This is a genomic window from gamma proteobacterium symbiont of Lampromicra miyakona, assembly GCF_059730895.1.
Genome location: NZ_AP035932.1, coordinates 2,001,012 through 2,024,488 on the forward strand (window position 1 = coordinate 2,001,012; position 23,477 = coordinate 2,024,488).

21 protein-coding genes are annotated in these 23,477 nt (G+C 59.1%); 18 read left to right on the forward strand and 3 right to left on the reverse strand.

Annotated elements, in window-relative coordinates:
- Positions 1-30: 30 nt before the first annotated feature.
- Entirely contained in the window at positions 31-1,497 is a 1,467-nt protein-coding gene (locus tag AC6I8P_RS09270) for a catalase (RefSeq protein WP_021505996.1), read from the reverse strand.
- Between the two features lie 477 nt (positions 1,498-1,974).
- Between AC6I8P_RS09270 and AC6I8P_RS09275 the strand changes: the two genes are divergently transcribed.
- The 3 genes from AC6I8P_RS09275 (at position 1,975) to AC6I8P_RS09285 (ending at position 5,026) form a co-directional block, all read left to right on the forward strand.
- Positions 1,975-3,396, forward strand: a complete 1,422-nt coding sequence (locus AC6I8P_RS09275) for a carbohydrate porin (protein ID WP_370586264.1) — start codon at positions 1,975-1,977, stop codon at positions 3,394-3,396.
- A gap of 167 nt (positions 3,397-3,563) precedes the next feature.
- A complete protein-coding gene (locus tag AC6I8P_RS09280; protein WP_498031136.1) occupies positions 3,564-4,241 on the forward strand; it encodes a glutamate racemase in 678 nt (225 codons plus the stop codon).
- Between the two features lie 80 nt (positions 4,242-4,321).
- Entirely contained in the window at positions 4,322-5,026 is a 705-nt protein-coding gene (locus AC6I8P_RS09285; protein WP_262263805.1) for a pirin family protein, read from the forward strand.
- A 116-nt stretch (positions 5,027-5,142) separates the two neighbouring features.
- On the opposite strand, the gene AC6I8P_RS09290 is transcribed toward AC6I8P_RS09285, so the two are convergent.
- Complete coding sequence (locus AC6I8P_RS09290) at positions 5,143-5,601, reverse strand: RpiB/LacA/LacB family sugar-phosphate isomerase (RefSeq protein WP_262263806.1); 459 nt, start codon at positions 5,599-5,601, stop codon at positions 5,143-5,145.
- A gap of 433 nt (positions 5,602-6,034) precedes the next feature.
- Here AC6I8P_RS09290 and AC6I8P_RS09295 point away from each other — a divergent pair, with 433 nt between their 5' ends.
- The 11 genes from AC6I8P_RS09295 (at position 6,035) to AC6I8P_RS09345 (ending at position 17,897) form a co-directional block, all read left to right on the forward strand.
- Positions 6,035-7,387, forward strand: coding sequence for an MFS transporter (locus AC6I8P_RS09295; protein WP_166710174.1), 1,353 nt, complete (start codon positions 6,035-6,037; stop codon positions 7,385-7,387).
- Positions 7,371-9,116 carry a dihydroxyacetone kinase family protein gene (locus AC6I8P_RS09300; RefSeq protein ID WP_481657620.1) on the forward strand — a complete coding sequence of 582 codons (1,746 nt, stop codon included), beginning with the start codon at positions 7,371-7,373 and terminating at the stop codon, positions 9,114-9,116. The genes AC6I8P_RS09295 and AC6I8P_RS09300 overlap by 17 nt, the downstream gene beginning before the upstream one ends.
- A gap of 2 nt (positions 9,117-9,118) precedes the next feature.
- Entirely contained in the window at positions 9,119-9,895 is a 777-nt protein-coding gene (locus tag AC6I8P_RS09305) for a triose-phosphate isomerase family protein (RefSeq protein ID WP_215785893.1), read from the forward strand.
- Positions 9,892-10,710 carry a sugar phosphate isomerase/epimerase family protein gene (locus AC6I8P_RS09310; RefSeq protein WP_021506005.1) on the forward strand — a complete coding sequence of 273 codons (819 nt, stop codon included), beginning with the start codon at positions 9,892-9,894 and terminating at the stop codon, positions 10,708-10,710. Before AC6I8P_RS09305 ends, AC6I8P_RS09310 begins: the two co-directional genes overlap by 4 nt.
- Positions 10,707-11,564 carry a phosphogluconate dehydrogenase C-terminal domain-containing protein gene (locus tag AC6I8P_RS09315; protein ID WP_021506006.1) on the forward strand — a complete coding sequence of 286 codons (858 nt, stop codon included), beginning with the start codon at positions 10,707-10,709 and terminating at the stop codon, positions 11,562-11,564. Before AC6I8P_RS09310 ends, AC6I8P_RS09315 begins: the two co-directional genes overlap by 4 nt.
- A 108-nt stretch (positions 11,565-11,672) precedes the next feature.
- Positions 11,673-12,638, forward strand: coding sequence for a sugar-binding transcriptional regulator (locus tag AC6I8P_RS09320; RefSeq protein WP_021506007.1), 966 nt, complete (start codon positions 11,673-11,675; stop codon positions 12,636-12,638).
- A 156-nt stretch (positions 12,639-12,794) separates the two neighbouring features.
- On the forward strand, positions 12,795-13,898 hold the full coding sequence (locus tag AC6I8P_RS09325) for an ABC transporter ATP-binding protein (RefSeq protein WP_481657621.1): 1,104 nt from the start codon (positions 12,795-12,797) through the stop codon (positions 13,896-13,898).
- A 27-nt stretch (positions 13,899-13,925) separates the two neighbouring features.
- Complete coding sequence (locus AC6I8P_RS09330) at positions 13,926-15,203, forward strand: ABC transporter substrate-binding protein (protein ID WP_481657622.1); 1,278 nt, start codon at positions 13,926-13,928, stop codon at positions 15,201-15,203.
- 10 nt (positions 15,204-15,213) lie between these two features.
- A complete protein-coding gene (locus AC6I8P_RS09335; protein ID WP_021506010.1) occupies positions 15,214-16,125 on the forward strand; it encodes a carbohydrate ABC transporter permease in 912 nt (303 codons plus the stop codon).
- Complete coding sequence (locus AC6I8P_RS09340) at positions 16,122-16,940, forward strand: carbohydrate ABC transporter permease (RefSeq protein WP_021506011.1); 819 nt, start codon at positions 16,122-16,124, stop codon at positions 16,938-16,940. The genes AC6I8P_RS09335 and AC6I8P_RS09340 overlap by 4 nt, the downstream gene beginning before the upstream one ends.
- A 12-nt stretch (positions 16,941-16,952) precedes the next feature.
- A complete protein-coding gene (locus AC6I8P_RS09345) occupies positions 16,953-17,897 on the forward strand; it encodes a metallophosphoesterase (protein ID WP_498031137.1) in 945 nt (314 codons plus the stop codon).
- Here the strand turns inward: AC6I8P_RS09345 and AC6I8P_RS09350 are convergent.
- Entirely contained in the window at positions 17,881-18,513 is a 633-nt protein-coding gene (locus tag AC6I8P_RS09350) for an MmcQ/YjbR family DNA-binding protein (protein ID WP_223821222.1), read from the reverse strand. The genes AC6I8P_RS09345 and AC6I8P_RS09350 overlap by 17 nt on opposite strands.
- Before the next feature lie 264 nt (positions 18,514-18,777).
- On the opposite strand from AC6I8P_RS09350, the gene rluF reads away from it, so the two are divergent.
- The 4 genes from rluF to AC6I8P_RS09370 all read left to right on the forward strand — a co-directional run bounded on the left by rluF (position 18,778) and on the right by AC6I8P_RS09370 (position 23,434).
- Positions 18,778-19,659, forward strand: coding sequence for a 23S rRNA pseudouridine(2604) synthase RluF (rluF, locus tag AC6I8P_RS09355; RefSeq protein ID WP_021506014.1), 882 nt, complete (start codon positions 18,778-18,780; stop codon positions 19,657-19,659).
- A gap of 265 nt (positions 19,660-19,924) precedes the next feature.
- Entirely contained in the window at positions 19,925-20,911 is a 987-nt protein-coding gene (locus tag AC6I8P_RS09360; protein WP_498031138.1) for a sugar ABC transporter substrate-binding protein, read from the forward strand.
- The gene (locus tag AC6I8P_RS09365) at positions 20,901-22,424 is read left to right on the forward strand and encodes a sugar ABC transporter ATP-binding protein (protein ID WP_267410490.1); all 1,524 of its coding nucleotides are present in this window, start codon (positions 20,901-20,903) and stop codon (positions 22,422-22,424) included. Before AC6I8P_RS09360 ends, AC6I8P_RS09365 begins: the two co-directional genes overlap by 11 nt.
- A complete protein-coding gene (locus AC6I8P_RS09370) occupies positions 22,421-23,434 on the forward strand; it encodes an ABC transporter permease (protein WP_058758574.1) in 1,014 nt (337 codons plus the stop codon). The genes AC6I8P_RS09365 and AC6I8P_RS09370 overlap by 4 nt, the downstream gene beginning before the upstream one ends.
- The last annotated feature ends 43 nt before the right edge of the window (positions 23,435-23,477 follow it).

The window sequence follows — 23,477 nt, forward strand, 5'->3', positions numbered from 1 at the left end:
GCGCCTTTTCTATTTTTATAAATCAGCTCATTAACGCTTGGCGCGCTCGGTTTGCACCCGCTGGGCAATGCGATCGCCAATCGTCTGGTCGATGTTGCGCCAGTATTCAAACGCGCGCGACAGCACTGGCTCCTCCACGCCGTTGAGCAGATGACCGCTGACGTTATTCACCAGACGATCACGTGCCGCCTCATCCAGCACTTTATTGACCAGCGTATTGGCCTGGCCAAAGTCATCATCATCCTGACGCAGCGTGTAGGGCGCGCGCACCATGTTGCCGTGCGCTTCCCAGGTGGAATCCGTCGGGTAGCGCTCGCCGTCCGCCGCCGGACCGCCTTTCGAATTCGGCGCGTAGACCGGATCGCTGACCGGATTGATGCGCATGGCGCCATCCTTGCTGTAGCTGTGCACCGGTGCCTGTGGGGCGTTGACCGGAATCTGCTTGTAGTTAACGCCAAGACGGGCGCGGTGGGCATCGGCATAGGCAAACACCCGGCCAATCAGCATTTTATCCGGGCTCAGGCCAATGCCGGGCACCAGGTTGTTTGGTTCAAACGCCGCCTGTTCAATCTGCGCGTGGTTGTCGGTCGGGTTGCGGTTCAGCATCAGTTTGCCGACTTTAATCAGCGGATAATCGCTGTGTGGCCAGACCTTGGTCAGATCAAACGGGTTGAAGCGGTAGGTTTCCGCCTCGGCGAACGGCATGATCTGCATGTACAGCGTCCAGCTGGGGAAATCACCATTTTTGATGGCGGTGAACAGATCGCGCGTATGGTAATCACCGTCCTGGCCGGCCAGCAGATCGGCGTTATCCTGCGTCAGGAACTCCACACCCTGATCGGTTTTGAAGTGGTATTTAACCCAGAATTTTTCCCCGGCGGCGTTAACCCACATATAGGTGTGACTGGAGTAACCGTTCATGTGGCGCCAGCTTTTCGGAATGCCGCGGTCGCCCATCAGCCAGGTCACCTGGTGCGCCGACTCTGGCGACAGCGTCCAGAAATCCCACTGCATATCGTTATCGCGCAGATTGTTGTCGGCACGGCGCTTCTGCGAACGGATAAAGTGCTGGAACTTCATCGGGTCACGAATAAAGAACACCGGCGTGTTATTGCCCACCATGTCGTAGTTGCCTTCGCTGGTGTAAAACTTGATCGCGAAGCCGCGCGGATCGCGCCAGGTGTCCGGGCTGCCACGCTCGCCGGCCACGGTGGAGAAGCGCATTACCACATCAGTTTTGGTGCCGGGCTGAAATACCGCCGCTTTGGTGTAGCGGCTGACATCTTCTGTCACCTGAAAATAGCCAAACGCACCGCTGCCTTTGGCGTGCGGCTGACGCTCTGGAATCCGTTCGCGGTTGAAGTTAGCCATCTGCTCAATCAGGTAGTGATCGTGCAGCATCAGCGGGCCGTCAGGACCGACGGACAAAGAATGTTCGTCGCTGGCTACCGGAATGCCAGCATCCGTGGTGGTCGGCTTGCGATCGTCATTGCTCATAATATCTCCAGCTTTTGTAAGGATAATCCAACCACTAAGCGTAGCAGCGAGGCGCAGGCTTGCCCGAATAATTGCGCCGTCTCATCTGGTTGCCGCATTAAGCGATGCGGCACAGCTCGCAAATTTGTTTTTTATTTCTGCTGCTGACTAAGCAGATTTTCCGTGCCGGAAAAAGCGCCATTCTGCGAATGGGATCGGAAAAGAAAAATTAATTCACCCGTCTTTTAAGACAGGTCGCAAAGGATTTTTCCATTTAAGTAAAAACAGACCTCGAATTAATCAATCACTTTATAACTTCATGTAAAATATCACTTTTTAGTTTGATGATTTTGATCAAAAAGAACCGCAACCCGCTTATTTATGCTCTCGCTGCGTCAAAGGCAATCCCGTTGTAATTAATGAATGGATATAATAAGAGAGATAAATATGGTGATGCATAAGGCTAAAACCGCGCGCCTGGCGCTGGCTATCGCGGGGATGATGGTGGGTGGCAGTGCAGCGGCACAGTCATTAACGCTGGAGCAGCGTCTGGCCCAGTTGGAAGAGAAAATCGCGCGCGATGAGCAGCAGCAAAAGGAGGCGAGTGCCGGAACAACCAACACGTTCCGCTTTTCCGGCTACGCCCGTTCCGGCCTGCTGATTAATGATAAAGGGCGCGGTGGACGTGCCGGACCTGCTATTTCGCCTGCCAGTTCGATCGGCGGCGATGCGCATATTGGCCGGTTAGGGAATGAAAAAGATCACTACATCGAGCTGGGCTTTCATAATCAAACCCGGTTCAGTAATGGTTCGTGGGCCAATTTCAAAGCGCTGCTGGCAGATGGCTCATCCAGTCCGGACCCGTGGGTGCAGAATAACGACAACAACCTGAATATCCGCCAGGTGTATGTCGAGATGGGGGATCTGCCCAGCTTTGGGGGCGCCGCGCAACATGCCTCACTGTGGGCGGGCAAACGCTTTGACGGCGACAATTTTGATCTGCACTTCACCGATACCGATATCGTCTTTCTTGGCGGCACCGGCGGCGGCATCAGCAACCTGCAATGGAACGAGCAATGGCGCAGCGATTTCTCCATTTATGGCCGCAGTTTTGGCGACCTGGGCAGCAGCCGCTACGACGATAACAACGTGCAAAACCTGCTGCTGACCTCGAACCAGTTTTACGGTAACTGGCAGTGGATGCTGACCGGCATGAGCGCAAACGGCAACGACGAGCTGAAAGGGCGCGCATCGACCACCGGCAGCTATGCGCTGCGCAGTGACGATACGGCAAAGCACGGCGTGTTTACCATGCTGGCCTGGCACGATAAAAACCGCTTCTACGGACTGGCACCGGGCAGCAGCACTCACGCCATTCAATGGGGGAAAGGGCTGGGCGCAGAAACCCGGCAGATCGGTGGCGACGGCGACTTAACGCGCAACGCCAGCGCGCTGCGACTGGCCACTTTTGGCGTGATGCCACTGAGCGATCGCTGGTCAGTCGCCCCGTCGCTACTGGCGCAGCACAGCGAGGATCGCTACCGTAAAGGCGATCGCTATGACTGGGCAACCATCAACCTGCGCGCCTCCCAGGCGATTACGGAAAACTTTGCGCTGCAATATGAAGCGTCGTGGCTGTATATGGACCTCAAACCCAATGGCCGCAGCTATCAGGATGGCGGCAGCATCGCGACGTACAACGCGGTGAAGGGCGATGTGTATAAGCTGACCTTTGCGCCAACGTTTAAAGTCGGCAACATCAACGATATGCTGGTGCGGCCGGAGATTCGGCTGTTCGCGACCTGGATGAACTGGTCTAAAGCGCTGGACAACTATGCGCTGAACGATGATTTCGGCAGCGCGGGCTTTACCGCTGGCGGTAGCTGGAACTTTGGCGTACAGGCAGAAGTGTGGTTCTGAGTTCGCCTTTCGCGCTGACCGGCTGAAGGAAGGTTGCACGGTGCGAGGCGTTGAAAAATGCCTCGCACCGCATCCGACGAAGCCTGCCAGCCAGCGGTAAAGCTGCATTCAGTCACCGATTGCGGCTATAGTGCAACGTACTGAACCTGAAGCGATAAGGAATCGTTGTGACCATTGCCTGTCTGCATACCGCCGCCAGTAATATTGCTATTTTTGATGACGCCGCACAGTCGCTCGGCATTCCGCCTCAGCAAATCAGCCATCTGGTGATGCCACATCTGCTGGCAGAAGCAGAGCTCAGCGGTGGCATGACGCCGGCCCAGCAGCAGCGTCTGGAGCAGCTGTTACTCAGCCTGACGCCGTGGTTCGACGCGATACTGATTACCTGCTCTACCTTAGGTGCCGCCGCAGACAGCCTGCGCGATCCACAACAGCGCTGTGCGGTTTATCGCACTGACCGTATGCTGGCGGACGAAGTGCATCGCCGTGGCGCACCCGCGCTGGTGCTGTGTGCCGCGGAGTCTACGCTGCACAGTACGCGCCAGCTGTTTTGCCCGGAGAGTCTGGCACCTGACCAGCGTCCGCAAGTCAGGCTTATCCCGGATGCCTGGGCCGCATTCAAAGCTGGCCGGCTGGACGACTATTACACGCTGATAGCCGATGCCGTCGCTCAGGGACAGCAGCAGGGCGCGGTTCAGGTGGCGTTAGCGCAGGTGTCAATGGCCGGCGCCGCGTCGCGTTTTCCTGCGCTACAGCGGCCACTTACCAGCCCGCACCTGGCGCTCAGCTTCGTACCGCAGCAGGCTAAAGGCGCGGACGAAGGTCATTCAAAACCACTGATTTAAGCCAACAAAAAGCCCTACTGTTACGCAATTTTGCAGCCTTTATGATGGTCATCAGAATCTGATTTTTGAGGAAGCCACTGATGAACGTGATTAAAGCGCAGCGCGACCAGCTGTTTGAATACGGTCCCTTTACCATTCGCCGGCAGCGGCCGGGAGAACCACTGGGCGCGCTAGCGATTGTCGACCAGATGACGCTGAAGCCCGGCGCGATGATACCGATGCGCCGCCATCAGGATGATGAGATTTTCAGCTATGTCTGGCGCGGCTCGGTGCAGTACCGCCGCGAGGAGGGAGAGACTCTCGCCCTCAATGGCAAACGCGCACTGCTGGTGAACGCGGGCAGTGGGGTACGTCATGAAGAGTCAGCACCGCTGATTGAAAGCGAAATGCTGCAGGCGTACATCCGCCCGGCAACCGGCGGCGGTGAAGGGCAGGTGCAGAGCGTGTACCGGGCAGAAGGGGCGGCGCTCAACCAGTGGACGCTGCTGGCCGGTCCGCACCACAGTGAGGCGCCGCTGACGCTGCGTCAGGCCGTTTACATCTATGACGTCAGGCTGGATCGTGGAGCACAGATCGAGGTGCCGCATTTGCCGGGTTATGCCAGCTGGGTCACGGTGCTGGAGGGTATTGCACGCACCGGGGATGTGCGACTGCAAAAGGGCGATGCGGTAAGCGATAGCGCTGCCTTGCCGGCTATCCACGGTGAACGCGACGCCCTGCTGGTCGCCTTTCTGGTGCAGCAGGATGCGCCTGCGGTGCTCAGCGGTACGCTAAGCGGCAGTTAAAACACCGGGTACGACACGGCTGGCACGCACCAAAGTGACCAGTCGTGTCAGCCTGCCGCTGGCGATATCACCCACTCAGGCGCTGCCGGCTTTGCAACTCAGCGCCCGATACCCCCTTATTTCGCGTGTGACACCTGTTCGTAGTAACCGATCTTCTCCACTTTGGCGGTCGAACCGCCACCTTCAAACTCGGATGCCAGCCAGGCGTTAACGATGTTTTTCGCCAGCTCCGGTCCGATTACGCGTGAGCCCATGGTCATGATCTGGGCATTATTACTTTTGCGCGCGCGCTCGGCGGAGAAGGTGTCATGACACTGCGCGGCGCGCACGCCTTCCACTTTATTGGCAACAATCGCGACGCCAATGCCGGTGCCACACAGCAAAATGCCGCGCTCAAACTGCTTTTGCTGCACCGCCGTAGCGAGGGCAAACGCCACGTCCGGATACATCGGGCGGTCATTTTGCGCGTCGTTACTGTAATCAGTTACCTGATAATCCTGCTCTTCCAGCATCTTTTTAATGATGTTTTTCAAATCGATAGCCGCATCATCGGCACCAATAGCGATAGTTTTCATCACGTCTCTCCAGTGATACAGGGTCTGACACCTGCACATATGTTCGTCAGGTGATTAGATGTTCACTGATAGCCTGCCACAAAATCAAACATATGTTCAATACTTGTTCATATGATTTAGCGATAGGCCAGTCAAAATCTCGCGCACCCCCTGATGTAACGATCGCGCAGCGCCGCTCTGCTGCGAAAAATCCTGAAAATGTCGCTGAAATCAAATCTCATGCGCACTGTCACACTTTCGCCAACTGCGCTTGAGGAGTGAGCAAATATCCGTGTAGTGTTCATTTGTTCGCATGACCCTATCCATGTACAAGAAGACCCATTGAGGACTCGAACATGTGTCATTTGCTTCTTACCTCGCATTTTGTCTGTCGCCAGCGCCGGTTTTGCGCCTGGCCAACACCGTCTCACTGCGCACGTTTCGGAGGTGCGTTATGAATCACTCTGCTGTCAGCGCGGTTGAGCAGACCGCAATCCGCAAAATCTCCTGGCGCCTGGTACCGTTTGTGGCGCTGATGTTCTTTATCAACTTCCTCGATCGCACCGCCATTTCCTTTGCCGGCCCAAACGGCATGACGCAGGACCTCGGCCTCAGTGCGCTGCAGTTTGGTCTCGCCTCCGGCATCTTCTTTATTGGTTACATCCTGCTGGAAGTGCCCAGCAACCTGGCGCTGCATAAGTTCGGCGCGCGGCGCTGGCTGGCGCGCATCATGATCAGCTGGGGCATCGTCTCGCTGCTGTTTACCTGGGTCAGCAGTGTCGAAGGGCTGTATACGCTGCGCCTGCTGCTGGGGATTGCCGAGGCCGGTTTCTTCCCGGGCGCCATCCTTTATCTCAGCCTGTGGGTGCCGGCGCGCCACCGCAGCAAAATTCTCTCGCTGTTCTACCTGGCACAACCGCTGACGGTGGTATTTGGCGCACCGCTGGCTGCCTCGCTGATTGAGCAGCACGGCCTGTTTGGCCTGGAGGGCTGGCGCGTAATGTTTATGGGCGTGTCGCTGCCGGCAATCCTCATCGGTGTTGTGGCGCTGTTCTGGCTGGTGGACTCGCCGCGTCAGGCGAAGTGGCTGAATGACGACGAGAAAAACTGGTTGATAGCCGAACTGGAAGCGGAACATCAGCACAAGCAGGGCCAGCACCCGCACAGCGTGCGTTCGGTGATGGGCAACAGCCGCGTGTGGATGCTGTGCCTGATCTACTTCGGCTTTATTTACGGCCTGTACGCGCTGGCGTTCTTCCTGCCGACCATTATCGCCGGCTTCCAGCAGCAGTTTGGCACCACCTTCAACGTGATGCAGAAAGGGCTGATCACCGGCGTGCCGTACCTGATCGCCGCCGTCGTGATGTTTTTCTGGTCGCGGGATGCCGCGCGGCGTGGCTGTAAAACCTGGCACATCGCGATTCCTGCGGTCGCGGGCGGCGTCAGCGTACCGCTGGCGCTCTACATGGATTCACCGTTTACCACCATCCTGGTGATCGCCGTAACGGCCAGCGCCATCTTCGCCGCATTGCCCAATTTCTGGACGCTGCCAACGCAGTTCCTGACCGGCGCATCGGCAGCGGCGGCGATTGCGCTGATTAACACCCTGGGCAACGTGGCGGGTTTCTCCGCCGGTTACATCACCGGCGCACTGCATGATGCCACTCACAGTTATGTGTTACCGATGTTCGTGGTTGGCGGCTTCATGCTGCTCTCCGCCGTGCTGATGCTGTTCCTTAATCGCCGTCGCGTGCAGCCTCAGCCAACCTCATTCGTACAGGAGCAAAAACATGACGTACCTGTTTAACCAGCCATCCGCGTTTGCCGCGGAGCTGATCGAAGGCTTTGTGGCCGCCAACGCCGATAAAGTACGCCAGGTGAGCGGTGGCGTGGTGCGCAGCACGCGCAGCCAGCCGGATACCGTGGCGGTGATTGTCGGTGGCGGTTCCGGTCACTATCCCGCCTTTGCCGGATTGGTCGGCCAGGGCCTGGCGCACGGGGCGGCAATGGGCAATCTGTTCGCTTCGCCGTCGGCGCAGCAAATCTATAACGTCGCGCGCGCGGCGCATAACGGCGCGGGTGTGCTGTTGCTGTTTGGAAACTATGCCGGTGACGTGCTGCATTTTGGTCAGGCGTGCGAGCGGCTGCGCGCTGAAGGTATTGCCTGTGAGGTGCTGGCGGTAACGGATGATGTGTCCAGCGCCAGCCACGATGAGCGTATGAAGCGACGCGGCGTCGCCGGCGATCTGTGTGTGTTTAAAGTGGCTGCGGCCGCGGCAGAAGCGGGAGACGATCTGGCTACGGTGCTGAAAAAAGCGCAGCACGCCAACGATCGCACCCGCACCTTCGGCGTGGCATTTTCCGGCTGTACGCTGCCGGGCGCTGCGCATCCGCTGTTTGAGGTAGAGAAAGGGCGCATGGCGCTCGGGCTGGGCATCCACGGTGAGCCGGGCATCAGCGAAACGGCGGTGCCGCGCGCCGACGAGCTGGCAGAAATCTTTGTCGACCGGCTGCTGAGTGAGCGGCCAGCGGATGTGGCGCAGGTGGCGGGACAGCGCGTGGCGGTAATCCTCAACGGTCTCGGTTCAGTCAAGTATGAAGAGCTGTTTGTGGTGTATCGCCGCATCGCCCAGCTGCTGTCGGCGGCGCAGTTGCAGGTGGTGGAGCCGGATGTCGGCGAATTCGTCACCAGTTTTAACATGGCAGGCGTCTCGCTGACGCTGATGTGGCTCGATGATGAACTGGAAACGCTGTGGCGCGCGCCGGCCAATACGCCAGCCTACCGCAAAGGCAGCGTCCTGATTGCCGAGCCGCTCAGCGCCGCCGAGTGCGAAGAGATCAGTGAAGAGACGTTACCGCAGGCCAGCACTGCATCACAACACAGCGCCCGGCGCGTTCTTGAACTGCTGGAAGCGGTGGCGGTGATGATTCAGCGTCATGCCGGCCAGCTGGGCGACATTGATGCGGTAGCGGGCGACGGCGATCACGGCATTGGTATGGAGCGCGGCGTACTCGGCGCGGTGGAAAAGGCGCGTGAGGTGGCCGCGCGTGGCGCCGGCGCTGGCAGTCTGCTGTGTCGCGCCGCCGATGCCTGGGCGGATAAAGCGGGCGGCACGTCCGGAGCCCTGTGGGGCGTGGCACTGACCGCGCTCGGCACCGCGCTGGGCGACAGCGCGGCAGCGGATGCACCACGCGTCGCTGCCGGCGTCCGGGATGCCAAAGAGGGCATTATGCACTTCGGCAAAGCGCGCGTCGGTGATAAAACCATGGTTGACGTGCTGGTTCCGTTTAGCGACGCACTGAGCGCTGCAGTTGCGCAGGGCGCATCACTCACCGAAGCCTGGTTACGTGCGGCAGCGGTGGCGGAGCAGGCCGCGCAGGCCACCGCGCAGCTGGTACCGAAAGTGGGGCGTGCGCGGCCGCTGGCCGAGAAAAGCGTTGGCACGCCGGACGCCGGTGCGGTTTCACTGGCGATGATCGTCAACACCGTTGGCAATCTGTTAAAAGAACACAGTGCATCTGAACAGGGAGCGTAATTATGGCTCAGCCTAAAATCTGGCTTGGCGTCAGCCTGAAAATGTATTTCGGCTATCAGCAAACGCTGGCGTGGTGTCGCGAGGTTGCGACGCTGGCGCAGCATCCAGCAGTGCAGCGCGGTGATGTCGGGCTGTTTGTGCTGCCCGCTTATCCGGCCATCCCGGCGGTAACGGAGATCTTTGCCGGCACGCCGGTGCGCGTCGGCGCGCAGGACGTGTGTCAGGCGGAAAACGGCGCCTGGACCGGTGAGGTCAGCGCCAGCATGCTGCAGGAGCTGGGGTGCTCACTGGCGGAGATCGGTCACGCCGAACGCCGTCGCCATTTTCATGAAGATAAAACGCAGATTGCCGCCAAAGTGGCGATGGCGCTGCGTTATCGCCTGACCCCGGTGCTGTGCATCGGTGAACCGCAGCAGGGCACGCCTGAGCAGGCGATTGCGCTGTGCCAGCAGCAGCTGCAGGAGGCGCTGGCGGAGGCAGTACAGCACAATCTGCACGGAGAAGTGTTGTTTGCTTACGAACCGCAGTGGGCCATTGGCGCACCGCAGCCGGCGCCGGACAGCTACATCCGCGCGGTGTGCAGCGGGCTACAGCAGCTGACGACGCCAGACGGCATCACGCTGCGGGTGATTTACGGCGGCAGCGCCGGGCCGGGTCTGATTCAGCGCCTCGGCGGCGACGTCAACGGCCTGTTCCTCGGCCGCTTTGCCCACGATCCGCAGGCGCTGGCGCAAATCGTGCAGGAAGCCAGTGCGCTGGCTGAGGAGCTGCCGTCATGAGCCGCATCGGACTCAGTACCTATGCGTTTTTCTGGCGCATGTCGCCCCAGGTGCCACAGCCGCTCACGCTGGCGCAGATGCTGCAGCACACCGCCGATCTCGACGTGTCGGTATTTCAGATTTGCGACTACCCGGCGATTGAGCAGTGGTCAGATGAACAGCTGCTGGCGCTGCGTCAGCAGGCGGATGCGCTTGGCATCACGCTGGAGCTGGGCACGCGTGGTCTCGGCAGCGCGCATCTGCGCCGCTATCTGCATATCGCCGCTATTCTCGACGCGCGCGTGGTGCGCTCAATGTTCAACACCGCCGATCACCGGCCATCGCTGGATGAAGCGGCCAATCTGATTGCTGCCGTGCTGCCGGATTTTGCCCGCCAGCAGGTGCGGCTGTGCCTGGAAACCTACGAGCAGGTCAGCAGCGCGGCGATGATGTCGGTGATCAACCGCTTTCTCTCGCCGTGGCTGTGCGTCTGTCTCGATCCGGCCAACTGCGTCGCCGGACTGGAACTGCAGGAGCAGGTGATCGCCAATACCGCTGCGCGCGTCGGCAATCTGCACATCAAAGATTTCGCCTTTACCCGCCGTGCCGGCTGGGTCGGTTTTACCCTGGCCGGCTGTCCGATGGGCGAAGGGAAGCTGGATTATGACCGGCTGATCGCCAGCGTGCGGCCGGCCGATCGCGACATCAACCAAATCATCGAACACTGGTTGCCGTGGCAGGACGATGCCGCGCAGACCTGCGCGCGGGAAGCCGAATGGACCCGCCGCGCCGTTGAATTCCTACGCAGTAAACAAGATCAGGAGTCGTTAACATGAGCAAGGCATTGAAAACCATCACCGTGATCGGCGCAGGCGGCAAAATGGGCATGCGTATTTCCGCTAATTTGCAGCACAGCGCTTATCAGGTGTTTTACTGCGAGAATTCACCGCAGGCGCAGCAGCAGGTGATTGCACAGGGACGCGAGCTGTCGGATGCCGCGTCGGTGGTGCCGCTGAGTGACGTGGTGATCCTCGCCGTGCCGGATATCGTACTGGGCAAAGTCTCGCAAAGCGTGGTGCCACAGATGCAAAGCGGTGCGGTGCTGCTGACGCTCGATCCGGCCGCGGCCTACGCCAACCTGATCGCCCAACGTGACGGCATCGAATACGCAGTCGCGCACCCGTGCCATCCGTCGGTATTTCTTGCCCGTTACACCAAAGAGGAGCACGCCGATGCGTTTGGTGGCGTCGCTGCCGTTCAGCACGTCGCGGCAGCCTGGGAAAGCGGCAGCGCTGAACAGAAGGCAGAGCTGAGTAAGGTGATTAGCGTGATGTACGGCCCGGTTGATCAGGTGCACTGGGTCACGGTGACGCAACTGGCGTATCTGGAGCCGACGCTGGTCGAAACCGTCGCCTGCATGGTCGGTGCCTTCATGAAAGAGGCGCTGGATGAAACGGTGAAACACAGCGGCGTCCCGGAAGAGGCAGCGAAGGCCATGCTGTACGGCCATATTCAGATTGCGCTGGCGGTGGCTTTCCGCGCCACCAACCCGTTCTCGGATGCCTGCATGATCGCCATGGAGTATGGCCGCGAGAAGATCATCAAACCGGACTGGAAACAGATCTTCGACCAGCAAGAGCTGGATAAGGTTATTGCCCGCATGCTGAAAATTGACGCCATTCAGCGTTAAGCGTGACAGCAGCGGCGACTCGCGGCGTTGCTGGCTGGCGAAGCGAGTCGCATCAATGATATAACTCCCTGCTGAGCACTCCGCACGACGATACAAGACAGGTAACGGATGGAAAAAAACACGCTTTCTCAGGACTCCGAGCTGCTGACGGAAATTGCCGTCGCCTACTATCAGGACGAAATCACCCAGGAGGAGATTGCGCGTAAGTTTGGGATTTCCCGTATCAAGGTGGGGCGACTGCTGAAACGCGCGCGTGAAGAGGGCATCGTCGAGATTAATGTGCGCTACCATCCGGTGTTCAGTACGCGGCTGGAACAGCAGTTGCAGACGCGCTTTCCCCATTTGCAGCGCGCGCTGATTGCCCTCGATTCGCCAGACAGCGACGAGCAGCGGCGTCAGGTGGCGGCGCTGGTGTCGGCGCATCTCGCGCAGTCGCTGAAAGACAACGCCATTGTCGCCGTGGGCCAGGGGCGCAATGTGGCGGCCGTCGCTGATTATCCCGGTCAGGTGCCGACGCGCAACTGCCTGTTTATCAGCGGCATCGGCGGCACCCATCGTCCGGGGGATGCCATCAACGCGGACCACATCAGTCGCCGGCTGGCCAAAAAGTTTGGCGGCATCAGCGAAACCCTGTACGCCCCGGCTTACGTCGAAAACCGGGCGCTGCGTGACGCTTTCATGCAAAACGGCACCATCAAAGAGACGCTCGACCGCGCGCGCAAAGCGGATGTGGCACTGGTGGGCATCGGCGACATGAACGAAAACAGCTATATGGTGAAGCTCGGCTGGTTCACACCGCATGAGATCATTGATGCCAGCGTCAATCAGGGCGTGACCGGTGATGTGGCCGGCTATGATTTTTTTAATGCTCAGGGCCAGCACGTGGATACGGTGATGAACGACCGGGTAATTGGCCTGAGTATCGACGAGCTGCGTAAAATTCCCTGCGTGATTGCCATTGCCGCTGAAAACACCAAAGCCATGGCGATCCTCGGCGCGCTGCGCACCGGCGCTATCGACATCATTGCCACCACGGCGCAGAACATCCGCACCATTCTGAGCATGTCGCAGTAACGCATAAACGCCTGCCCGGCGCGGCCTGCGGGCGTGCCGGGTGAGGGGGATGCTGCGCCAGGTCGCCGTCCATCACCCAACCGTCACGTCAGCGCCATAAATCTTTCATCCGCCTCAGCTAGCTTACCGCCATTCTGATTTCAGGACTGCGGATGCATGAGCCATCTCTCGCTGCAACACATCACCAAAACCTGGGGCGATAAAATCGCGCTGCAGGATATCAGCTTCGACGTGGCGCAAGGCAGTTTCGTCGCACTGCTGGGGCCTTCCGGCTGCGGTAAATCGACGCTGTTGCGCACCCTCGCCGGGCTGGAAACGGCCGACAGCGGCCGCATTTATTTCAATCACACCGACGTCACGCCTCTGCCACCGGCGCAGCGCAAGCTGTCGATGGTGTTTCAGTCTTACGCGCTGTTTCCTCACCTGAGCGTGCGGGAGAACCTGCTGTTTGGCCTGAAGGCGCGCGGTGAAGATAAGCAACAGTTTGCCGCCCGGCTGGCGCAGGTCAGCGCACTGCTTGAGCTGGAACCGCTGCTGGCGCGCCTGCCTTCACAGCTCTCCGGCGGCCAGCAGCAGCGCGTGGCGCTGGGCAGGGCGGTGATCGCCAACAATACTCTGTGTCTGATGGATGAGCCGTTATCCAACCTGGATGCCAAACTGCGCCAGAGCATGCGGCGCGAAATCCGCGCGCTACAAAAGCAGCTCGGGCTGACCATGTTGTACGTCACCCACGATCAGACCGAAGCGATGAGCATGGCCGATCACATCATTCTGCTCAACGATGGCCGCATTGAGCAACACGGCACGCCAGACCAACTCTACAACCAGCCGGCGAGCTGTTTTGCCGCGCAGTTTATTGGCGCACCGCCAATGAATATCCTGCCACTGCACAGCCAAGGCGCGCATCACTACCTCAGCCATCTCAGCACACCGCTGCTGAGCTATGCCGGCGAAACGGCGCTGAGTCTGGGCCTGCGCGCGGAGGATATCCAGCTGGTCGCCCCGCAGCAGGCCGCGCTGAGTGCGCGGGTAGTGAGCTACGAATACATGGGCGCGGATACGCTGCTGGTATGTCGGTTGCCCGGCATCACGGAATCACTGACCGTCAAAGTGCCCGGCCTGCAGCGCTTCACGGATGACAGCCTGGTCGGCCTGCAGTGGTCCACCAGCCGGCAATACCTGTTTTCCACCACCAGCGGCCAGCGCTGTGTCGCTGCTGAACACCCGATGTTGCTCGCTGAGAAAAAATACGCTGTTTAACCGTTGTCGTTTATTCAAGGGAAAATCATGTCTGCGATTCGTTTCTCGCCTCTGGCTTGTGTCGTTATGCTGTGTGCCTCCGCGTCGGTGTTTGCTGCTGAGCCGGTGAAGTTACAGATGTACTATCCGATTGCGGTCGGCGGTAAAGTCAGCCACACCGTGGAAGCCCTGGTGGCGGATTTTGAAAAACAGCACCCTGAGATCAGCATTCAGCCGGTCTACACCGGCGATTACGCCACCACCGTGACCAAAGCGCTGACGGCGTTTCGCGGCGGTAACGCACCGCAGCTGGCGGTAATGGGCGATATTGAAGCCTGGTCGCTGATGGATGCCGGTGCCATCGTCGCCGCCAGCGATTTAGCCCCGGGTGAAGAGGGCAAACAGTGGATCGACAGCTTCTATCCGGCCTTTTTGCGTCGCATTGAGGGCAAAGTGTGGGGCGTGCCTTTTCAGCGCTCAACCGTGGTGATGTACTGGAACAAACAGGCATTTGAGAAAGCCGGCCTCGATCCGAATACACCGCCCGCCACCTGGCAGCAGGTGGTGGCATTCGGCAAAAAACTAACGCTGAAACAGGCCAGCGGCGTCAGCCAGTGGGGCATTGAAATCCCTTCCACGCCGAACGGCTACTGGAATTTCCAGGGGCTGGCTGCCACCAATGGCGGACGGCTGGATAACGGCAAGGGCAACGCCGTGTATTTCAACACGCCGGGCAACGTGGAAACCCTGCAGTGGCTGACCGACCTCGGCCAGAAAGAGGAAGTCTCGCCGAAGGGTGCGATTGCCTGGGGCACCACGCCGCAGGACTTTATCAGTGGTAAAACGGCCATGATGGTCACTACCACCGGTAACCTGACCAACGTGCACGATAACGCGACCTTCCCGTTTGGCGTCGCCATGCTGCCGGAGAAAACCCAGCGCGGCAGCCCGACCGGTGGCGGCAACCTGTACGTGTTCAAAAGCGCTTCACCGGCGCAGCAGCAGGCGGCGATGCGCTTCATCCGCTGGGTCACCGCACCGGAACAGGCCGCGCGCTGGAGTATCGCTACCGGCTATGTTGCCACCTCGCCGGCAGCGTGGGACACAGCGGCAATGAAAGCCTATGTGCAGCAGGTGCCTCAGGCACTGGTGGCGCGTGAGCAGCTGAAATATGCTCAGCCGGAGCTCTCGACCTACAACAGCGTGCAGATTCAGGACGCGCTCAATCACGCCATTGAAGCAGCGGTGACGCAGAGCAAAACCCCGGCCCAGGCGCTGGCCGATGCGCAGAAACAGGCTGACCGCCTGCTGAAAAACTATCAGTGACGGCCGCGTGATGAGCTCATTCTCTGGCAGCGCCGCCACGCTGCGCCCGCGCGGGTGGTCATTGCAGCTCAGCGGCTATTTGCTGCTGCTGCCCGCGCTCAGCTTCCTGCTGCTGTTTACCCATTACCCGGCACTGGCCACGTTGTGGCAGAGCCTGTTCAGCGCCGCGCGCGCTTCGCATCCGGCCCATTTTGTCGGGCTGGATAACTATCGCGCGCTGCTGGATGACGACATTTTTATGCAGTCGCTGTGGAATAACCTGCTGTATGCGCTGATCACCATTCCGCTGGCGGTGACGCTGGCGCTGCTGATGGCGCTGGCGGTCAATCGTCGGCTGCGCGGCAACGCACTGGTGCGTGCGGCCTTCTTCATTCCGTCGCTGCTGCCGATGATCGCCATCGCCAATCTGTGGCTGTTTTTCTATACGCCGCAGCTTGGCATCCTGAATAGCCTGCTGGCATGGTTTTCGCTACCGGCGGTCAACTGGCTCGGCGAGCCGGATACCACGCTGTACTGCCTGATGGCGGTTTCGGTATGGCGCGAGGCGGGCTTTTTCATGATCTTTTATCTCGCCGCCCTGCAGCAGATCGATCCGCGCCTCAGCGAAGCCGCCGCCATTGAAGGCGCATCGCGCGGTTACTTTTTCCGCCGCGTGCAGTGGCCGCTGCTGTTGCCTACCACGCTGTTTGTGCTGATCAACGCCTCGATGAACGCCTTCCGCATTGTCGATCAGGTGATTGCCATGACCAACGGCGGCCCGAACAACAGCAGTAGCCTGCTGCTGTTTTATATCTATCGTACCGCGTTCAGTTTCTGGGACATGCCAGCCGCGTCGGCCATGACGGTAGTGCTGCTGGTGATCCTCGGATCGATTGCGTTGATCAAATTTCATCTGCTGGATAAGCGAGCCCATTATCAATGAAAGCTGCATCCTCTCCGGGCGGTTTTGCGCTCAACCTGCTGATTTGGCTGGCCGCGCTGTTGTGGAGCTTGCCGATGCTGGTGGCGCTGTGGATTGCCATTCATCCGGCCGCCGGACAGGGGCACTTTTCGCTGCTGGCGCCGCTGACGCTGGAGAACTTCATCAATGCCTGGCACGCGGCACCGTTTGCCCGCTACTTCCTCAATACCACGCTGCTGGTGCTGATGATTGTGGTGGTCCAGCTGGTGCTGGCCACGCTGGCCGCTTATGCCCTGGTGCGGTTCCGCCTGAAATTTTCCGGTTTCCTCTTCGCGCTGATTCTGCTGCAGCTGATGATTAGCCCGGATGTGCTGATTCTGAATAATTACCGCACCATCAGCGCGCTCGGGCTGCGCGATACCCTGACCGGCATTGCGCTGCCGTACTTTGCCTCGGCGTTCGCCATCTTTCTGCTGCGGCAGACATTCAAAAGCATTCCGCTGGTGCTGGAAGAGGCGGCAACCGTTGAGGGGGCCAGCCGGTTTTACATTTTGCGCCACATCTACATTCCGCTGGCAAAGCCAATCTATGTGGCGTTCGCGCTGGTCTCGATCAGCTTCCACTGGAACGATTTTCTCTGGCCGCTGGTGATCACCGACTCGGTTCAGGTGCGTCCGTTAACCGTCGGGCTGCAGCTGTTTTCTGCGCCGGAGCAGGGCGTGCAGTGGGCGCTGATTGGGGCAGCAACGCTGATGACCACCTTGCCGTTGCTGCTGCTGTTTTTGCTGTTCCAGCGGCAGTTTATTCAGTCATTCATGCGTGCCGGTATTCGCTAAGGAGAGCCAGAGATGGGATATGCTCATGCGCTAACCGCAGCGCAACGCCAGCGGCTGGGTGATGTCGCTGAGCTGTATCAGTTACCGGATTTACGCGCGGCACCGCTCGACGGCACGCTGCGCTTCGGGCTGCTGGCCGACCCGCAATATGCTGACGTTGAGGCGGATGTGGCGGCGAATCTCTACTATCGTCATGCGCTGCATAAGCTGCCGCAGGCGATAACCGCGATCAATCAGCAGCCGCTGGATTTTGTCGTTACGCTCGGCGATCTGGTGGATCGCCACTGGGCCAGCTATGCCACGCTGCTGCCGCTTTACGATCGGCTACTTCATCCGCATGCCGTGGTGCTGGGGAATCACGACGCCCAGACCATCGCGCAGCACCTCGATGACGCGCTGCCGCTGCCAAAAAGTTACTATGCCTTTCAGCTGCCGGGCTGGCGCTTTATTGTCTACGACGGCAACGATATCAGCCTGTACTGCAATCAACACAACGGCGACGATCGCCAGCGCGCGGCCGCACTGCTGGCTGATTTACAGGCGCGCCAGCAACCGCAGGCGCAGCCGTGGAATGGCGCGGTCGGTGCGACGCAGCTGGCATGGCTGGAAACGCAGCTTATTGAGGCCCGCACCTGCGGCCAGCAGGTGGTGGTGTTCGGCCATTATCCGCTGGCACCGGGCTACAGCCACAGTCTGCTCAACGGTGCGCAGCTGGCAGAACTGTTCTGCCGCTATGGCGTGCGCGCCTGTTTTGCCGGCCACGATCACCGTGGCGGCTATCATCGCCGCGCGGATACCGTGTTTATAACCCTGCAGGGGATGCTGGATGGCCCGTCGCGCGTGCCCTTTGCGGTGGTGGAACTGACGGGCGAGACGTTGCGGCTGCGGGGATGGGGCGGCGAAATCAGCCGCGAAGAGGTATACGGTGCCGCGCCGATGGCTAGCCGGCCAGGTTAAAACTGTTGTCAATGCGCAACAAAACCTCGGCCGTCGGGACTGATCCATCCAGACACAGGGTGACCCAATGCTTTTTGTTCATATGGTAGCCCGGGAAATATACCTCGCCATCGACCAGCGAAGCGATCGCCTGCGGCGAGACTTTAATATTGACGATTTCAATCAGGCTATCATCCGGTCGGCCCAGCTTGCTGCTGTGAATCGTCAACAGCGCGCCGAACCACTTTTGATTATCTTTGCGGCGAAAGATGGCGTTTTCAGGAAAGCGCGGCCATAAGAATTCCAGCTCAGTCTGATACTGCTGTTTCAGGTGCTGAACGATCGCATCGGCCTGCGTTGTTTTGAAATGCTTTTGCGGGAAACATTTTTCTGCGATATCCAGCAAGATAGCGTCATGTTCTTCACGAACCTGTCCCACAAAGGCACCGGTGGCAGAAGTAATACGGTGAAGAATGTAATCTTCTCCTGTGACTTTATCGATAATGGTGGCGGCAATGTCACCCTGGGTGGTGATGTTTACCTGCAGGGTGAACTGTTTATTCATCACATCACAGCGGTAGCCGTAATCCTGCCCATCCTTGCGGAAACCGTAAGCCAGCAGCTTTTTCACATTCATTTCCCGGCTGACGAAAAGATGATTTACGTTGTACATTTTCATGCCTGGTTAACGGTGAGATGTTCACAATACCCGGAGTTTACTCAGGGGCGTGCGGGCTATTTTAACCGGCAGGAGGGATTTTTATGTGCCATAAATCGCTATGACACCCGGCACCGCTTTTTCGCCCTATCACACCGCCAAGAACAACCGCCACCGGACGCTTAACCCAGCCTTACGCAACGCGCGCACATGCTGTATAGTCCGTTTTTTTTCGGAGGAACCATGCTGCCCAACTCATCCACGCGCCTGAATAAATACATCAGCGAGAGCGGAATCTGCTCGCGCCGTGACGCCGATCGTTACATCGAACAAGGCAACGTTTTCATTAACGGCAAACGCGCCAGCGTCGGTGCGCAGGTGTTCGCCGGGGATGAGGTCAAAGTCAACGGGCGGCTGATTGAACCGCGCAACGAAGACGATCTGGTATTAATCGCCCTCAACAAGCCGGTGGGCATTGTCACTACCATGGAAGAGGGCGAGCGTGACAACATTGGTGACTTCGTCAACCACAGCAAGCGCGTGTTCCCGATTGGCCGGCTGGATAAAGACTCGCAGGGGCTGATTTTCCTCACCAATCACGGCGATCTGGTGAATAAAATCCTGCGCGCCGGTAACAATCACGAAAAAGAGTACGTGGTCACGGTGGATAAGCCGATCACCGACGAGTTTATTGCTGGTATGGCGGCGGGCGTACCGATGCTCGGCACAGTGACGAAAAAATGCAAAGTGAAGCGGGAGTCGACCTTTGTATTTCGTATTATCCTGGTGCAGGGACTGAACCGGCAGATTCGCCGCATGGCCAAACACTTTGGCTATGAAGTGACGAAGCTGGAGCGCACGCGGATCATGAACGTGAGCCTGAAAGGTATCCCGCTCGGTGAGTGGCGCGATCTGACGGACGATGAACTGATCGACCTGTTTAAGCTGATTGAGGATTCGTCGTCAGAAGATCAAAAAACGCAGCAGGCGCAGGCGAAAAAAAAAGCGGCGACGCCCGCCGCGAAAAAACCGGCCGTCAGCGCACCGAAACAGAGTGACAAAGCGGGTCAGGGCGCTAACCGCAAGCGCTTTACCCAGCCGGGACGCAAGAAAAAAGGGCGTTAAAATCACACCCGCGGCGCCCGCGACAATCACGTATCTTTAGCGCCGCACGCCTTCATTCCAGCCACGTTTTTATTATTTATAACCGGGCGTCAGAATATCTGCGCCCGGTCATGCTTTTTCACGCAATCAATATGCAAATCCGCTGCATATCCAAAGGAGAAAATGGCATTAGGGATAAATAGTGACTGTGATAATTTTCAGCTATACGCCGAATAGCAGGCGTCACTCACCTTATTTAGCTGAACCTTTTCCAGGGATATAAACAATGCATAAACACCGCCTGGCCGGACTATTACTGGCCTCTGCATCGCTGCTCGCCGGCTTGTCGCTGCACGCTCGCGCCGCTGACGCATCCATTCCCTCACTGGCCGGTAAACGTATCGGTATTACCGTGGCCGGTACCGATCACTACTGGGATCTGAAAGCCTATCAGGGACAAATTGATGAAGTAAAGCGGCTGGGTGGCACGCCTATCGCCCTGGATGGCGGACGCAAAGAGTCACAGCAGATCGCGCAAATTCAAACGCTGATTGCACAAAAACCGGATGCCATTATTGAAACGCTGGGCACCGCCTCAGTGCTGGAACCCTGGCTGGAAAAAATTCGCGACGCCGGCATTCCCTTATTTACCGTGGATACCGCCAGCCCATCCAGTATTAACGTCACGACCTCCGATAACTTTTATATTGGCGAGCAGCTGGCATTAAAACTGGTCAATGATCTGCGCGGCGAAGGCAATATTCTGGTGTTTAATGGTTTTTATGGCGTGCCGGTGGTGGCGATGCGCTATGACCAGTTAAAAGCCGTGCTGAAATGGTATCCGAAAATTAAAATCATTCAGCCCGAACTGCGCGACGTCATTCCCAATACCGTGCAGGATGCCTATGCGCAGATTAGTCAGCTGCTTAACAAGTATCCGCAAGGGTCAGTACAGGCTATCTGGGCGGCATGGGACGTACCGCAGATTGGTGCCACTCAGGCGGTTGATGCTGCCGGTCGCAGTGAAATCAAAACTTACGCCGTGGACGGCAGCCCGGACGTGGTCTCGCTGGTGAAAGATCCGAAATCCAGCGCGGCGGCGGTGGTGGCGCAGCAACCCTACCTGATCGGACAGACTGCGGTACAAAATGTGGCGAAATACCTTGCCGGCGATCGCTCACTTCCGCCTGCCACCTATGTTCCGGCCATTCTGGTCACCAAAGAGAATGCGGCGCAGGCGCAGCAAACGCTGGGCCAGAGCGATGGTAAATAAGACAGTGCGACTGCAGCTGCGCCAGATCAGTAAAGCTTTTGACGGCATTCCCGCGCTGCAGGCGGTATCGCTTGATGTCCACGCCGGCGAAGTGCATGGGCTGATTGGGCATAACGGAGCCGGAAAATCGACGCTGATCAAAGTGCTGGGCGGCATCCACGCTGCCGATGAGGGCAGCGTGACGCTGGAAGGCCGGCCACTGGTGTTGACCAGTCCGGCTCAGGCACAACAGCAGGGCATCGCCATTGTTCATCAGGAGCGGCTATTGCCAGGCACGCTGACGGTGGCGGAAGCGCTGCTGCTCGGTAATGAGCCACGGATTGGCAGCACACCGTTTATCGATCGCCGGCGTATGCGGCAGCAGGCGCGGCAGCTACTGCAACAGCACTTCGATCTGCAGATCGATCCCGATGCGCTGATCGCCGGGTTAAGTGTGGCGGAACAGCAACTGGTGCAGATCTGTCGCGTATTACAGCGCGCGCCGCGCGTGGTGGTACTGGATGAACCGACCGCCGCGCTGGCGCGCCACGAGGTGCAGGCGCTGTTTCGCGTTATTGAACGTATGCGTCAGCAGGGGATCGCACTGATCTACGTTTCTCACTATCTCGATGAAATCCAGGCACTGTGCCAGCGGGTTACGGTGCTGCGCGATGGTAAAGACGTCGCGCATTTTACCGGCGACGCCCTTTCTCCGCATGCGCTGATTAATGCCATGATCGGTGAGACGCAGCAGGCGATTGCACCGCGCGGTCTGCCACCTGACGGCGAGCCGGTGCTGACCGTAGACGCCCTGAGCGCGCCGGGTCGCTTTCACAATGTTTGTTTCAGCGCACGACGTGGCGAGATCGTTGGCATTACCGGCCTGCTGGGCTCCGGAGGGAAGGCGTTAATCAGCGCACTGTTTGGTCTGGAACGTGGCGTGAGCGGGACGCTGCGCGTAGGTGAGACGCACGGCGTACCGGCTTCGCCACATGCCGCGGTGAAACGTGGCATCGCGCTGGTGCCGGAAGATCGCCGCGCCAACGGCATCGCGCTCGATGTGAGCCTGCGCGACAACATCACCCTGACGACCGTGCAGCGCCTGCTGCGCTGGGGCGGCGTCTCCGCAACCGCCGAGACCGCGCTAGTGGCGGACAACATCCGCCAGCTGGCGATCCGCACACCGGGCCAGCTGGCACCGCTGCGTCAGCTGTCCGGCGGAAATCAGCAAAAAGCGGTACTGGCGAAATGGCTCAACACCCACGCCACGCTCTATCTGCTGGATGAGCCCACGGTTGGCGTCGACATTGCCGCCAAGGCCGCCATTTATCAAACCCTGCAGCAGCTGGCGGCCGCCGGTGCGGTGATTATCCTGTTTTCCACCGATCTGCTGGAACTGCAAACGCTCGCCGACCGCATTATTGTGCTGGCGCGCGGCGAGCAGGTCGCCACGCTGTCCGCCCGGCACACCAGTCACCAGGAGATTCTGTCCCTGGCTTCCGGCACGGGCGCATTGACGGAGCAAATCCTATGAGTGAACTGAGCCAACCGGCGGTGGTAACGGCGGCAGGCAAACCGCAGGGGCAGCCGTGGCTGCAGCACGTCGCGCTGCTGATTATTGTACTGGTGCTGGCGGTATTTGCCTGGCTGTCGCCTATTTTCCTCAGCGTGATCAACCTCGGTAATGTATTGCAGCAAACGGCGGTGGTGGGAACGCTGGCGCTGGGTCTGACGCTGGTGCTAAGCGGTGGCGGTGTTCAGGGGATTAGCGGCGGCATTGATTTATCCATTGCCGCTAATATGGGGTTGTGTGCCGCGGTATTCGCGGCGCAGATCGCTGAGCAACACTCTGTCACTTATGCGCTGCTGCTCACGCTGCTCACCGGCATCGCCGTGGGGATATTCAATGCCCTGGCGATTGTCTGGCTTGGTATTTTGCCCCTGCTGGCGACGCTGACCAGCATGAACATCGCCATGGGACTGGAGATGGTGCTGAGCGGAAACGCGTCGATTTCCGCCAGCAGCGCGCTGCAAAACCTGCTGATAGCCAGCGGACCGCTGGGCGTTTCCTGGCTCGGCTGGGGATTTCTGCTGCTGGCGTTGAGTGCACTCGGGCTCAGTCGTTTCACCGCGTTTGGCCTGCGCCTGCAGGCGGTGGGTAGCCATCCGCAGGCCGCCAACGCGGCGGGCATTAGCGTGGCGCGCTATCAAAGTCTGAGTTATGTGCTGTGCGGCTTCAGCGCTGCACTGGCAGCCATTGCCTCGGTGGCGCTGCTCAGCGGCAGTTCGCCGGGCGCTAACGACAATCTGCTGATGGTGATTGCCGCCGCGCTGCTCGGCGTGGTGTTTTCGCGTCGCCTGGTGCCGACCCTGGGCGGTGCACTGATCAGCGCGCTGTTTCTGAGTCTGATAGCCAACGGCTTTCAGTTGGTTAACGTCTCAAGTTACTGGATTAACGGCGTCGAGGGTGTGCTCATCCTGCTGGTTGTGGCGCTGACCGCGCTACTGCGGCGCCGTCAGGCGGGGAGGGCATCTCATGTCTGAACTGAGCCTGAGCGGTAAAAAAGTGCCGGGGCTGTTGCGCAGC

Coding starts and splice junctions, on each gene's coding strand:
- AC6I8P_RS09275 (WP_370586264.1), top strand. CDS start 1,975: ATGATGGTGGGTGGCAGTGCAGCGGCACAGTCATTAACGCTGGAGCAG.
- AC6I8P_RS09330 (WP_481657622.1), top strand. CDS start 13,926: ATGTCTGCGATTCGTTTCTCGCCTCTGGCTTGTGTCGTTATGCTGTGT.
- AC6I8P_RS09345 (WP_498031137.1), top strand. CDS start 16,953: ATGGGATATGCTCATGCGCTAACCGCAGCGCAACGCCAGCGGCTGGGT.
- AC6I8P_RS09315 (WP_021506006.1), top strand. CDS start 10,707: ATGAGCAAGGCATTGAAAACCATCACCGTGATCGGCGCAGGCGGCAAA.
- AC6I8P_RS09370 (WP_058758574.1), top strand. CDS start 22,421: ATGAGTGAACTGAGCCAACCGGCGGTGGTAACGGCGGCAGGCAAACCG.
- AC6I8P_RS09290 (WP_262263806.1), bottom strand. CDS start 5,601: ATGAAAACTATCGCTATTGGTGCCGATGATGCGGCTATCGATTTGAAA.
- AC6I8P_RS09340 (WP_021506011.1), top strand. CDS start 16,122: ATGAAAGCTGCATCCTCTCCGGGCGGTTTTGCGCTCAACCTGCTGATT.
- AC6I8P_RS09285 (WP_262263805.1), top strand. CDS start 4,322: ATGAACGTGATTAAAGCGCAGCGCGACCAGCTGTTTGAATACGGTCCC.
- AC6I8P_RS09320 (WP_021506007.1), top strand. CDS start 11,673: ATGGAAAAAAACACGCTTTCTCAGGACTCCGAGCTGCTGACGGAAATT.
- AC6I8P_RS09305 (WP_215785893.1), top strand. CDS start 9,119: ATGGCTCAGCCTAAAATCTGGCTTGGCGTCAGCCTGAAAATGTATTTC.
- AC6I8P_RS09270 (WP_021505996.1), bottom strand. CDS start 1,497: ATGAGCAATGACGATCGCAAGCCGACCACCACGGATGCTGGCATTCCG.
- AC6I8P_RS09365 (WP_267410490.1), top strand. CDS start 20,901: ATGGTAAATAAGACAGTGCGACTGCAGCTGCGCCAGATCAGTAAAGCT.
- AC6I8P_RS09295 (WP_166710174.1), top strand. CDS start 6,035: ATGAATCACTCTGCTGTCAGCGCGGTTGAGCAGACCGCAATCCGCAAA.
- AC6I8P_RS09360 (WP_498031138.1), top strand. CDS start 19,925: ATGCATAAACACCGCCTGGCCGGACTATTACTGGCCTCTGCATCGCTG.
- AC6I8P_RS09310 (WP_021506005.1), top strand. CDS start 9,892: ATGAGCCGCATCGGACTCAGTACCTATGCGTTTTTCTGGCGCATGTCG.
- AC6I8P_RS09335 (WP_021506010.1), top strand. CDS start 15,214: ATGAGCTCATTCTCTGGCAGCGCCGCCACGCTGCGCCCGCGCGGGTGG.
- AC6I8P_RS09350 (WP_223821222.1), bottom strand. CDS start 18,513: ATGAATGTGAAAAAGCTGCTGGCTTACGGTTTCCGCAAGGATGGGCAG.
- AC6I8P_RS09300 (WP_481657620.1), top strand. CDS start 7,371: ATGACGTACCTGTTTAACCAGCCATCCGCGTTTGCCGCGGAGCTGATC.
- AC6I8P_RS09325 (WP_481657621.1), top strand. CDS start 12,795: ATGAGCCATCTCTCGCTGCAACACATCACCAAAACCTGGGGCGATAAA.
- rluF (WP_021506014.1), top strand. CDS start 18,778: ATGCTGCCCAACTCATCCACGCGCCTGAATAAATACATCAGCGAGAGC.